General features: G+C 54.4%; 12 protein-coding genes and 1 other RNA gene. 5 read left to right on the top strand and 8 right to left on the bottom strand.

Annotated features, from left to right (window positions below; all coding sequences use genetic code 11):
- Window positions 1-61: 61 nt before the first annotated feature.
- The 4 genes from dapB to grpE all read right to left on the bottom strand — a co-directional run bounded on the left by dapB (window position 62) and on the right by grpE (window position 4,741).
- On the bottom strand, window positions 62-868 hold the full coding sequence (dapB, locus tag EF096_RS12215) for a 4-hydroxy-tetrahydrodipicolinate reductase (RefSeq protein WP_123889917.1): 807 nt from the start codon (window positions 866-868) through the stop codon (window positions 62-64).
- A 14-nt stretch (window positions 869-882) separates the two neighbouring features.
- Complete coding sequence (dnaJ, locus tag EF096_RS12210; protein WP_123889916.1) at window positions 883-2,022, bottom strand: molecular chaperone DnaJ; 1,140 nt, start codon at window positions 2,020-2,022, stop codon at window positions 883-885.
- A gap of 134 nt (window positions 2,023-2,156) precedes the next feature.
- Window positions 2,157-4,079: a molecular chaperone DnaK gene (gene dnaK / locus EF096_RS12205; RefSeq protein WP_123889915.1), complete on the bottom strand. Its 1,923-nt coding sequence runs from the start codon at window positions 4,077-4,079 to the stop codon at window positions 2,157-2,159.
- An 89-nt stretch (window positions 4,080-4,168) separates the two neighbouring features.
- Window positions 4,169-4,741, bottom strand: coding sequence for a nucleotide exchange factor GrpE (grpE, locus tag EF096_RS12200; RefSeq protein WP_123889914.1), 573 nt, complete (start codon window positions 4,739-4,741; stop codon window positions 4,169-4,171).
- 227 nt (window positions 4,742-4,968) lie between these two features.
- Here grpE and recN point away from each other — a divergent pair, with 227 nt between their 5' ends.
- Complete coding sequence (recN, locus tag EF096_RS12195; RefSeq protein ID WP_123889913.1) at window positions 4,969-6,642, top strand: DNA repair protein RecN; 1,674 nt, start codon at window positions 4,969-4,971, stop codon at window positions 6,640-6,642.
- 68 nt (window positions 6,643-6,710) lie between these two features.
- Here recN and fur read toward each other — a convergent pair whose 3' ends face one another.
- Complete coding sequence (gene fur, locus EF096_RS12190) at window positions 6,711-7,124, bottom strand: ferric iron uptake transcriptional regulator (protein ID WP_123890002.1); 414 nt, start codon at window positions 7,122-7,124, stop codon at window positions 6,711-6,713.
- Between the two features lie 124 nt (window positions 7,125-7,248).
- On the opposite strand from fur, the gene EF096_RS12185 reads away from it, so the two are divergent.
- A complete protein-coding gene (locus EF096_RS12185) occupies window positions 7,249-7,650 on the top strand; it encodes an outer membrane protein assembly factor BamE (RefSeq protein ID WP_123890000.1) in 402 nt (133 codons plus the stop codon).
- Between the two features lie 51 nt (window positions 7,651-7,701).
- Here the strand turns inward: EF096_RS12185 and EF096_RS12180 are convergent, their stop codons facing one another.
- Genes EF096_RS12180 through EF096_RS12170 form a run of 3 tightly spaced genes read right to left on the bottom strand, consistent with a single transcriptional unit; the run spans window position 7,702 to window position 9,854 of the window.
- Window positions 7,702-8,001 (bottom strand): RnfH family protein, encoded by a 300-nt coding sequence (locus tag EF096_RS12180; RefSeq protein ID WP_235869730.1) that lies wholly within the window; start codon window positions 7,999-8,001, stop codon window positions 7,702-7,704.
- A 7-nt stretch (window positions 8,002-8,008) separates the two neighbouring features.
- The gene (locus tag EF096_RS12175; RefSeq protein WP_123889911.1) at window positions 8,009-8,443 is read right to left on the bottom strand and encodes a type II toxin-antitoxin system RatA family toxin; all 435 of its coding nucleotides are present in this window, start codon (window positions 8,441-8,443) and stop codon (window positions 8,009-8,011) included.
- Window positions 8,444-8,450: 7 nt separating this feature from the next.
- Entirely contained in the window at window positions 8,451-9,854 is a 1,404-nt protein-coding gene (locus EF096_RS12170; protein ID WP_123889910.1) for a sodium-dependent transporter, read from the bottom strand.
- Between the two features lie 186 nt (window positions 9,855-10,040).
- On the opposite strand from EF096_RS12170, the gene smpB reads away from it, so the two are divergent.
- From smpB to EF096_RS12155, 3 genes are all read left to right on the top strand, one after another.
- On the top strand, window positions 10,041-10,523 hold the full coding sequence (gene smpB / locus EF096_RS12165) for an SsrA-binding protein SmpB (RefSeq protein WP_123889909.1): 483 nt from the start codon (window positions 10,041-10,043) through the stop codon (window positions 10,521-10,523).
- Between the two features lie 237 nt (window positions 10,524-10,760).
- Window positions 10,761-11,149: a transfer-messenger RNA gene (gene ssrA, locus EF096_RS12160) on the top strand.
- A gap of 185 nt (window positions 11,150-11,334) precedes the next feature.
- Window positions 11,335-12,591, top strand: coding sequence for an integrase domain-containing protein (locus EF096_RS12155; RefSeq protein ID WP_123889908.1), 1,257 nt, complete (start codon window positions 11,335-11,337; stop codon window positions 12,589-12,591).
- Window positions 12,592-12,734: the final 143 nt, after the last annotated feature.

Here is a 12,734-nt window from a genome sequence, read left to right as displayed (position 1 = left end):
CGAAGCATAAAAAAGGCGCGTACCGCAAAAGCAGTACGCGCCTTTTTTGTTACGCAGCGAACTACTCGTTTAGACCGAGCACATCCTGCATATCAAACAACCCGGCATCATGCCCGGACAGCCAGAGAGCCGAACGCACCGCACCCTTGGCAAAGGTCATACGACTGGAGGCCTTGTGAGTAATCTCAACCCGCTCACCCTCAGTAGCAAACAACACCGTATGATCCCCGACCACATCACCGGCACGAACGGTGGCAAAGCCGATAGTCTCTGGCTTGCGCGCACCCGTCTGACCTTCGCGGCCGTAAACCGCCACCTCAGCCAAATCACGATCAAGCGCATTAGCCACTACCTCACCCATACGCAAGGCGGTGCCCGATGGCGCATCAACCTTGTGCCTGTGATGTGCTTCGATGATTTCGATGTCGGCGTCATCACCCATGACCCGCGCTGCCATATCCAGCAGCTTGAGACACAGATTCACACCCACACTGAAGTTTGGCGCAAACACGATAGGAATCCGCTTGCCGGCCTCGGCCAGTTGCGCTTTCTCATCCTCGCTAAACCCGGTTGTCCCTATGACCATCGCCTTACCGGCAGCAAGACAGTGCTGCAAATTAACCAGCGTGGTGGTCGGATGCGTGAAATCAATCAACACATCAAAATCATCAAGCACCTGCTGCAAGCCGCCGCTAATAAGCACATCGAGTCGCCCAACACCGGCCAACTCGCCAGCATCGGCACCCACCAACGAGCTATCAGGACGTTCAATGGCAGCAGTCAGCGCAGCGCCATCAGTCTGAGCAATCGCCTCTATCAGGGTTTTACCCATTCGACCCGCTGCACCAATTACCGCTATCCGTCTCATATAGCGCTCCCGCCTCAGAATTTCATGTCTTCGAAGAAGTTTTTCACTCCATCAAACCAGCTTTTGGCTCGAGGAGACTGACTGGAACCTTCTTCTTCCAAGGTTTCGCGCAACTCTTCGAGCAGCTCACGCTGACGCTTGGTCAGATTGACCGGCGTCTCCACCGCGATACGGCAAAGAAGATCGCCCGCAGAGCCGCCACGAACGGGGGTAACACCCTTGCCTCGCAAACGGAACAGCTTGCCGGTTTGCGCACCATCAGGAATTTTCAGCTTCACCCGTCCATCGAGCGTAGGCACTTCCAGCTCACCACCCAATGCAGCATCAACAAAGCTGATCGGCACTTCGCAATACAGGTTTTTGCCGTCGCGCTGGAAGATCTTGTGCTCGCGCACCGAGACCACTACATACAGATCACCCGCCGGACCACCATTAACACCTGCTTCGCCCTCACCGGCCAGGCGAATACGGTCACCAGTATCAACACCGGCAGGCACCTTGACGGAGAGATTCTTCTGCTTCTCAACACGCCCATCGCCATGACAGTCCTTGCAAGGATCAGTGATCATCTTGCCGGTACCATGACAGCGCGGACAGGTTTGCTGAACAGAGAAGAAACCCTGCTGCATACGCACCTGGCCAATACCGCCGCAGGTGGTACAAGTGCTTGGCGACGTGCCTTTCTTGGCACCAGAACCATCGCAGGTTTCGCAGCCGACAAGCGTTGGCACACGAATGGTCACGGACGTGCCGCGCACCGCTTCTTCCAGATCGAGCTCAAGCGTATAGCGCAGATCACTACCACGCTGGACACTGGAGCGACCACGACCACCACCGCCGCCACCAAATATATCGCCAAATACATCGCCGAAAATATCGGAGAAATTGCCGCCACCAAAACCACCGGCACCACCAGCGCCCATGCTCGGATCTACACCGGCGTGGCCATACTGATCATAAGCAGCGCGTTTGTTGGCGTCAGTCAGAATTTCGTAGGCTTCAGTCGCTTCCCTGAATTTCTCATCGGCCTTCTCATCATCAGGATTACGATCCGGATGGAACTTCATCGCCAAGCGGCGATAAGCCTTTTTCAGCTCGGCTTCACTGGCGCCCTTCTCGACACCCAGCACTTCATAATAATCACGCTTGGACATTTTACTCGGCTTCCTTCACGTTCACTCGGCACAAACGGCAACGCGGGAGAAGCTCCCGCGTTGCCTGGCAGAGTCGGTCTTCAGCGCCACTACATCACTGCACAGGCGCCCAAGAACCGCGGTTCATCAAGGACTTATTTGTTGTCCTTGACCTCTTCGAACTCAGCATCGACTACGTCGTCGCCATCATTCCCGGCTTCAGCTTCAGCACTCTGGGCGTCAGCCTGACCTGCCTGCGCCTGCTCAGCGTACATCTTCTGAACCAGCGGACCGGATGCCTCGGACAGCGCGTTGATTTTGGCTTCAATCGCATCCTTGTCATCGCTCTTGATGGCCGCTTCCAGATCAGTCAGCGCTGCTTCGATCGCCGTCTTCTCTTCTTCGGTCGCCTTGTCACCAGCCTCAGTCAGGGTTTTACGCGTCGCGTGTACCAACTGATCGGCCTGGTTGCGAGTCGTGACCAGCTCTTCAAACTTGCGATCTTCCTCGGCGTTAGCCTCGGCATCACGCACCATTTGATCGATCTCTTCATCGGACAGACCAGAAGAAGCCTTGATCACAATCGACTGCTCTTTACCGGTAGCCTTGTCCTTAGCAGACACGTTCAGAATACCGTTGGCATCGATGTCAAAGCTGACCTCGATCTGCGGCACACCGCGCTGTGCTGGCGGAATATCGGCCAGGTCAAAACGACCCAGTGACTTGTTCTGACCAGCTTGCTTACGCTCACCCTGCAGCACGTGAATGGTCACGGCAGTCTGGTTATCGTCAGCAGTCGAAAACACCTGCGACTTCTTGGTCGGGATAGTGGTGTTCTTCTCGATCAGCGCCGTCATCACGCCGCCCATGGTTTCGATACCCAGAGACAGAGGAGTCACGTCCAGCAGCAGAACGTCTTTCACATCACCGGCCAATACCGCACCTTGAATAGAGGCGCCAATGGCAACCGCTTCATCAGGGTTAACGTCTTTGCGCGGCTCTTTGTTAAAGAACTCGGACACTGTCTTCTGCACCAGCGGCATGCGCGTCTGACCACCAACCAGAATGACATCGTTGATCTCGGAAATATCCAGACCAGCATCTTTCATGGCTACACGGCAAGGCTCGATACTGCGCTTGATCAGCTCTTCAACCAGCGACTCCAACTTGGCGCGAGTCACTTTAACATTCAAGTGCTTCGGACCAGACGCATCTGCGGTGATGTACGGCAGATTCACATCAGTCTGCTGACTGGAAGACAGCTCGATCTTGGCTTTCTCTGCTGCCTCTTTAAGACGCTGCAGGGCCAGCGGATCGTTGTGCAGATCAACGCCGTTTTCCTTTTTGAACTCATCGGCCAGATAGTCGATCAGGCGCATATCGAAGTCTTCGCCACCCAGGAAGGTGTCGCCATTGGTGGCCAACACTTCAAACTGGTGCTCGCCGTCAACTTCGGCAATTTCAATCACAGACACGTCGAAGGTACCGCCACCCAGGTCATAGACCACGATGGTGGAATCGCCACGCGCCTTGTCCATACCGTAAGCCAACGCTGCTGCGGTAGGCTCGTTAATGATGCGCTTGACGTCCAGACCAGCAATACGGCCAGCATCCTTGGTTGCCTGACGCTGACTGTCGTTAAAGTACGCAGGCACCGTAATAACAGCTTCGGTCACCGGCTCGCCAAGATAGTCTTCGGCGGTCTTCTTCATTTTCTTCAGCACTTCTGCCGACACCTGCGGCGGCGCCATTTTCTCATCGTTAACCTGAACCCAGGCATCGCCATTGTCGGCTTTAACGATTTTGTAAGGCACCAGCTTGATGTCTTTCTGAACGACGTCTTCTTCAAAACGACGACCGATCAGACGCTTCACCGCGTACAGAGTGTTATGCGGATTGGTCACAGACTGGCGCTTGGCAGACTGACCTACCAGCGTCTCGCCGTCTTTGGTGTAGGCGACGATAGAGGGTGTAGTACGACCGCCCTCAGCATTCTCAATAACTTTGGCTGTGCCATTTTCCATAATGGAGACGCAGGAGTTGGTGGTCCCCAGGTCAATACCGATAATCTTGCCCATGTTTAATTCTCCAAGTCATGCTGCCGCGTCTAACCAGCGGCGAGGTTTATTCTGCGTATGAACCCTAAATGGGGTCACCGAAATTTATTTCAAGCCTGCTCATCAATAGAGGGAGCGGGCTCTACCGGCGGTTTGCTGACCACCACCATAGCGGGGCGCAACAAACGGCCGCTTAACGTGTAACCTTTCTGGAACACCTTGAGCACAGTATTTGGCTCAACATTAGCGCTTTCTTCCATTGCCATCGCCTGATGGAACTCCGGATTAAAGGGCTCACCTTCAGGCACAACCGGGACGATTTGAAAACGACCCAAGGTGTCAGCAAACATCTTCAGCGTCAGCTCAATACCTTCGCGCATCGGCTTGATCGCCGGATCGTCCGGATTGGACAACTCCAAACCACGCTCCAGACTATCGAGTACCGGCAGCAGGTCACCGGCAAAGCGCTCCAGCGCAAACTTGTGCGCCTTCTCAACTTCCTGCTCCGCCCGACGCCGCGCATTCTGCACATCCGCAGCTGCGCGAATGGCCTGATCCTGAGCTGTCGCCAGCTGCTCTTCCAGACTGGCAATGCGTGCCGCAAGATCACCTTCAGGCGTATCCAGGGTCTCGTCTACCAGGCCGTCCTGATCCTGCAGATCGGGTCTCTGTTCATCTGCCATCTGTTTCTCCTGTCATGCAAAAAAAAAGGGGCGTACGGCAAACACCGATAAAACCGCGGAGCCGCCCTGCCCAGATCAATATAAGCCTTGCTGCCAACCTATATGGGGTCGCAATTCAGCGCTTCAAGGGGAATTAGGCAAGTCATGCCAATTTTAAGGCGGCACTTGTCGACACAAAGCAAACTACTGTATAAATAACCAGAACACTTACCAAGGGAGCGCGAGTCATGCTGGTACACCTTGCGGTCAATAATTACGCCATTGTCGACCATCTTGAGCTGGAGCTGCGCGGCGGCATGAGCGTTATATCCGGCGAAACCGGCGCCGGCAAATCGATCATGCTCGACGCGCTGGCACTGACCCTGGGTGGCCGTGCGGATAGCGGCACCGTGCGCCCCGGAACTGACAAAGCCGACATACTCGCTACCTTCGATGTTGGCGAAATAGCCGAAGCACAGGAGTGGCTGAAAAACCGCGACCTGCAGCAGGACGATCACCAGGTGATCCTGCGCCGCGTGATTACCGCCGAAGGTCGTTCGCGTGGCTACATCAACGGCTCTCCATGCCCACAGCAGGACTTGCGTGCACTGGGCGAAATGCTGATCGATATCCACAGCCAGCATGAACACCAATCGCTACTCAAGACCGATACCCACCGCCGTCTACTGGACGAGTTTGCCGGCGCCGGTGATCTGGCACGACAGGTTCAGCTGGCCGCGCAGCGTTGCAAGCAAACCGAGAAAACGCTCAACCAACTCAGTCAGCAGGGTGACGAGCAGCTTGCCCGTCAGCAGTTGCTAGCCTACCAATTGGATGAACTGGAAAACCTCAGCCTGCAAGAAGGCGAACTTGAAGCGCTGGAAAACGAGCAACGCCAGCTCGCCAGCGCCGACCAGATCCAGCACTCCTGCCAACACGTCATCAATGTCTGCAGCGAAAACGACGCCGGCAGCGTGCTGGAAGCCCTGACCTCCTGCCTGCAACGCCTGGATAGCTTCAAGGCGCACAACGCACACCTGCGCGACGCCAACGACTTGATCGCCAGTGCGCAGATACAGATTGAAGAGGCGGTGGGCGAGCTGACCCGTTACCTGGATCACTTCGAAGCCGATCCGGAAAGACAGCAACACGTAGAAGAACGCATGAGCGCCATTTTTGAGCTGGCGCGCAAGCATCGCATCACTCCGCAAGAGTTGCCTGCGCTGCAACAACAGCTAATCGATGAACTTGAAGCGCAACAACAAAGAGGCGCCGACGCAGAGCAACTGCAAGAAGAGTTGCAGGCCTATCAAGAACATTACCAAAAACTGGCCGAAAAGCTCTCCGCCAGTCGCAAGAAAGAAGCAGTACGCCTGAGCAAGGCTGTGAGCAAAGAAATACAGCAACTTGGCATGCCCGGCGGCCGAGTTGAGCTACAACTAACGGCGTTAGACGCGGCGGGCTATCCGGTTACCGGGCTTGAGACCGTTGAGTTTCTGGTTAGCGCCAACCCTGGCCAACCAGCCAAGTCATTGGCCAAGGTCGCCTCCGGCGGCGAACTCTCGCGTATCAGCCTGGGGATTCAGGTAATTACCGCGCAAACCTCTCGCGTACCCACGCTGGTATTTGATGAGGTTGATGTAGGTATTGGTGGCCCCACCGCCGAAATCGTCGGCCAGCTTCTGCGCCAGCTCGGCGCACGCGGCCAGGTACTGACAGTAACCCACCTGCCGCAAGTCGCCGCACAAGGTCATCAACACCTGTTTGTGCGCAAGCAACAAAGCAAGAATGAGACTCGCACCTGCATTGATCAGCTGGACGAGCACGGCAGAGTAAAGGAGGTCGCGCGCATGCTGGGCGGCATCGACATGACAGACGAATCGCTTGCTCACGCGCGCAAGCTGTTATCTGCCGTCAGCTAACGCCGTGAGGCAAAAACGACAAAGCCAGACCGCAGGGTCTGGCTTTGTGCTGAGCACCAACAAACTACTTACTTGTCGGCAGACGATTTCTTCACATATAGCACGAGGTTGTGATCAACCAGTTCAAAGCCATTCTCTTTGACGATCTCGCGCTGGCGGCGCTCAATCTCCGGGTCAAAGAATTCAATCACTTCACCGGTATCAACACAGACCATATGATCGTGATGCTCACCATCAGCCAATTCGAATACGGCGTGACCACCATCAAAATTGTGGCGGACAACCAGACCGGCTGCTTCAAACTGGGTCAATACACGGTATACCGTCGCCAGGCCGACATCTTCACCAGCCTCCATTAGCGCCTTATAAACATCCTCGGCACTCATGTGACGCTCTTGTGAGCCGTCGAGCATTTGCAGAATTTTAACCCGAGGTAAGGTCACCTTCAGGCCAGCTTTGCGGAGTTCTTGATTTTCTACCATGGTTACTTTCTCGTTCAGCGCTTCGCAGGGCGGGATCAGTCGGGTATGATTCAAGGCCATTCAGCCATTCAAAGATAGTGGATGTTACCACGTGACGCCAAAAAGCATTAATCAAATACTCCTTATGCTGCTATGCACTGTCTCTATCACCCTCAGCGGATGCGGCATTATCCCCGGGGTATATAAAATCGACGTACAGCAAGGCAACGTCGTGACGCAAGACATGGTAGATCAACTTCGCCCCGGCATGACTCAACGGCAGGTACGCTTTATCATGGGTACTCCCCTGATACAGGATACTTTCCATCCAGAGCGCTGGGATTATCTGTATAGCTTGAAGTCAGGCCGCAGCGACCGCGTGCAAGAGCGCATCAGCCTGAATTTTGACGACAACCGACTGGTTGGCCTGTCTGGTGACTTTGTTCCCGGCGCCAGCACCGACGAAGAGATCATGGGCGGTCAGCAGAATAGCGAGACCGAAAGTTACCCCGTAGATCTCGGCGCACCGCTGGGCACTGGCGAGTAACAAGGTTTTTCAACAAGGGCGCCGCGAGCGCCCTTGCGCCAGCCCCATCGGTTACGCGCTATCTTCCTTTGCCGCCTTGGCCTTGGCCGCACGCTGCTTACGCACCTCCTTGGGGTCCGCGATCAAGGGGCGATACATTTCAACCCGCTCCCCCGGCTGCAACACTCGCTCTGCTGGCTTGGCCACTGTCTTGCCAAAAATCCCCAGCGGGCAGCTTTCCACATCAAGCTCAGGAAAGTGATCACCCATACGCGATAGCGCTACCGCCTCGCTCATGTTGGTACCTTCGGGCACACTTAAGCTGATGATCTTTTGCTTGTGCGGCAAAGCATAAGCCACCTCAACCACCATAGTTTTATCAGCCACCGTGCAACTCCTTGGCCCGCTGACAGAAGGCATCAACCAGGGTATTAGCCGCCTGATTGAACAACGGACCCAGCGTAGCCTTGACCAACGGCCCCGAGTAATCGAATTTCAGATCCAGGGTGATCTTGCACGCATTCTCGCCCAGGGCTTTGAACTCCCAAACACCCTGCAGATCGCTGAACGGACCATCAACCAGGTGCAGCGCAATGCGCTCACCGGGAATAAGCGTGTTGCGTGTCGTAAACGACTGAGAAAACCCGGCTTTGGCGACCGTCAATTCAGCGCACATTTCAATGTCACTCTCACTGATCACCTTGCCTTCGGAACACCAGGGCAGGAACTCAGGATAGCGCTCCACCCGATTAACCAACTCATAAAGGTGAGCTGCCGGATAAGGCAGCAGGGCCGAACGTTGAATATGCGTCATGCGGTTATCACTTAATCAGTTCCGTAAGAAAGATAATCAGAATACCTGTCGGAGCAACATAGCGTAACAACGAATATATCACCGGAAACAGGCGAGGATACGTCAACGCCAGCTCAGCACGGAACACATCGCGGTCCAGTACCCAGCCCGCAAAGAGCACGAAGCAGAGCCCGCCCAAAGGCAGGAATATGCGACTGGTCAAATAGTCGATACTCTCGAAAAAGGTCTTACCGCCCTCTTCGGTCCAAAGGAAGAAATGCCAGCCATCGGCGTTAGAAACAAAGAAACGTGCATCCGCCAGCAGGTTGAACGAAAACACCGTACCCAGGCCCACCAGCCAACAAAATAACGCCATCAATGCGGTTATTTTGGGTCGGCTTTTACCACTGCGCTCCACCCAATAGGCGACGGCAGGTTCCAGCATGGATATCGCCGAACTCCAGGCCGCAACCGCAACCAAAATAAAGAACACCACACCAAACACGGTGCCCATGCCGATATTGCCAAAGGCGATAGGCAAGGTAACAAACATCAGACCCGGGCCAGCACCTGGCGTCTGCCCTGCGGCAAACACGATAGGGAAAAGCGCCATACCAGCGGTCAATGCAACCACGGTATCCAATATGCCCACCGTGATAATGGTTGACCCTAGCGACGCCTTGCGCGGCATGTAGGCGCCAAACACCATAATTGACCCCACGCCCACGCTCAGCGTGAAGAAGGCATGCCCCATCGCCGCCAGAATGCCCTCCGGCACCTTGGCAAGATCAAAGTGAAACAAGAAGTGCACGCCTTCCATAAAGTGCCCGGTGGTCAGGCTGTAACCTAGCAACAGAACCAGGAGCACGAACAGCAAAGGCATCAGAATACGCAGACCACGCTCAAGACCGGCAACGACGCCCTTGGCAATAATAAAAGCGGTCAGCAGCATAAACAGCGTGTGCCAGATAGTTAGACGCAGAGGATCAGCCGTCAGCGCATCGAACTTGGCCCCTGCTCCGGCCCCGTCGATACCCGTGAACTCACCACGCGCCATGGCAATAATGTAATCCAGCGCCCAGCCCGCCACGACACTGTAGAAGGACAGAATCAGAAGAGCCGCGAGCATGCCCATCATGGCCGCCCAGGACCAGCGCTCGGAGGCACCAGACTGACGCGCAAGGCTGCGCAGCGTATTCACCGGACTCTGCCGCCCACGCCGCCCCAGCAGCGTCTCCGCCAGCATCACCGGCAAACCGATCAGCGCAATGCAGCACAAATACACCAGAACGAAGGCCCCACCGCCGTAGGTACCGGCCATATAGGGAAACTTCCAGATATTGCCAAGACCCACCGCCGAACCAGTTGCCGCCAGAATGAAAACCCAACGACTTGCCCAGATCCCGTGAATCGATACCTTCTCGTCGCTCATTTCCGTTCCCGGCCTGTGCTGAAAAAAAGAACGGCATTGTCCAGATTTTGATCAGCCGCCACAAGTAAGTCTATGCGATCACTAGACCATAGAGCGCGAAACGGGCACTTTATGCCGTTCAAACAGTCAGTGAAACAGCAAAGCAACACATGTTTTACCCGCAAATACAGGTATAATGCGCCGCCTATGAGCAAGCAAAAAAACGCCAAGGCCAACAGCGGCACCATCGCGCTGAACAAAAAGGCCAAACACGACTACTTCGTTGAAGATCGCTTCGAGGCGGGCCTCGCCCTGACCGGGTGGGAAGTCAAAAGCCTGCGCGAAGGAAAAGTGCAACTCGTCGACAGCTATGTACTGCTGAAAAATAACGAAGCCTTCCTGCTGGGTGCACACGTCACGCCGCTGATGACAGCCAGCACCCACGTGGTCGCAGATCCAACCCGCACGCGCAAGCTGCTACTGCACGCCCGTGAACTGGACAAGCTGATTACCGGCGTCCAGCAGAAGGGCTTTGCCTGCGTCCCCCTAGCGCTTTACTGGAAGGGGCATCTGGTTAAATGCGAAATCGCGCTGGTCCGCGGCAAGAAAGATTTCGATAAACGCCAGACCCTGAAAGAGCGCGATTGGGATCGAGAGAAGCAGCGCGTCGTTCGCGATAACCAGCGCTGAAATTTTTTTTCACTTTTTTTTGAACCAATCGAAAATCACCTCGTCACAGTATTAACAGGGCTGGTCCGCTCCACCAGTCCGGTTTATGGTTTAAAGCAAGCAACACCCTATACCCTGCCCGTCAGGGTATTTTTTTGCCTGCATTTCCCATAAAGCACAAACGCCAGACGCGAGCGCCCTATGACGCTTGGAACCTTTAGCGTACAATCGCGTCTCAGTAGTACACCTGAAAGATTTGGGGCCGATTTGGATTCGACGACGGTTACAAAACTGGAGGGGCATGCCGAGTTGGTAACAGAACTCGTAAATCCACTGTTGCAAAACTATATAATTGCCAATGACGACAATTATGGTGCTCAACTAGCTGCGTAAGCAGCCTAGATAGCACTTCTGGTAGCTTCGGCTCCAGCGATCATTAGAGGATGCCTGTAAACTCGAAGTGATTGTCAGATAGAACAGGATCGCCGCCTAGTACGTTGTGGACAACGCGGCTAAACATTACACAACTCGCTCCAAGCACCCTGCCACTCGGGCGGTGAGGAGTTAACTCAGTAGAGATGGCTAAGCATGTAGAACCGATAGCGGCGGACTGGCGGACGGGGGTTCAAATCCCCCCGGCTCCACCAAATATACATCTAAAGACGTCCCCGGACGTCTTTTTTTGTGCCTGATGCATATGCAAATCAATAACTTACGCTCCATTAGCGTCCATAGACGTCCACCAGCAGCCAGCACTTCTGGTATTCCAAATGGTATTCCAAGCATTCACATGGTATTTTTGGAATACCAAAGACGCCGCTGGAATACCAAAATGTCAGGCAAAGCCATACGTCTCACCGAAGCCAAGGTGAAGAATGCCGTCCCCGCAAAGACGGATTACGTCTTAGGTGATGGCGACGGCCTTCAAATGCGAGTGAGAAGCAATGGCTCTAAGCTCTGGAATTTCAACTACTACCACCCGGTGACCAAAAAGCGTCTCAACATGGGACTTGGAACCTATCCCGAAATCACACTCTCACAGGCTCGCAAGCTCACCATCGATGCAAGACAGCTGATTTCTCAGGGAACCGATCCTAAGGAACAGCGAGATAACACCCGCCAGCAGCAAAAAGCTGCCAGCGAGCACACCTTGAGAAAAGTTGCCGAAGCCTGGTTTGATCTGAAGAAAACAGACGTCACACCAGCCTATGCCGAAGACATTTGGCGGTCACTGACGCTGCATGTCTTCCCGGATCTTGGAGATACCCAGGTATCTAGCATTACAGCGCCGAAAGTCATCGAGCTTCTTCGCCCCATTGAAGCTAAAGGCAGTTTGGAAACAGTGAAGCGCCTTTCTCAGCGGCTGAACGAAATCATGACCTATGCAGTCAATTCAGGCCTTGTACTCGCCAATCCACTCAGCGGCATAAGAGCCGTCTTCAAAAAGCCTAAGAAACAGAACATGGCATCCTTAAGTCCTGACGAGCTTCCTGAGCTTATGATCGCCATCTCCAATGCCAGCATCAAACGTACTACCCGCGCCTTGATCGAATGGCAACTACACACAATGACCAGACCCGTTGAAGCAGCCACAACGCGATGGGCCGATATCGACTTCGAAAAGCAAATCTGGACCATCCCTGCTGAACGAATGAAAAAGCGCCGCCCACATATAGTGCCATTGACTGATCATGGATTGGCAATCCTTGAAGCTGTTAAGCCTTATAGTGGACACAGGGAGTTCGTTTTCCCTGCGGATCGAAATCCGCGTACCCATTGCAACAGCCAGACCGCTAACATGGCCCTTAAGCGCATGGGCTTTGCTGGCCGACTGGTCAGTCACGGCATGCGCTCTATTGCTAGCACCGTTCTCAATGAGCATGGATTTGACCCTGAACTGATTGAAGTAGCCCTGGCGCACGTAGACAAAAACGAAGTCAGAAGCGCCTACAACCGTGCTGACTACATTGAACGTCGCCGGCCAATGATGGAGTGGTGGAGCAAGCATATTGATCAGGCCGCCACTGGAAGCCTTTCTGTCGCATCTGTTAACCCAGAAAATGCGAGAAAGGTTGTACCCATTCGATAAAGAAATGGCTGCTTTCGGCCCAGAGTGTGTAAAAACGCCAGGACAAACCCTTGCTATAGTTTCTAAGAATTTCATTGCAAGGGAATCCCATGAAACGGTTTATCCAGGGTGAACACCGAGGTCAAAGCACCTTGCTTCCCGAA

Source organism: Pseudomonas neustonica (assembly GCF_003797945.1).
In the GTDB taxonomy this organism is placed as follows: Bacteria; Pseudomonadota; Gammaproteobacteria; order Pseudomonadales; family Pseudomonadaceae; genus Halopseudomonas; species Halopseudomonas neustonica.
The sequence above is the reverse complement of the archived record's forward strand: the minus strand, read 5'-3'. Positions and strand labels throughout refer to the sequence as shown.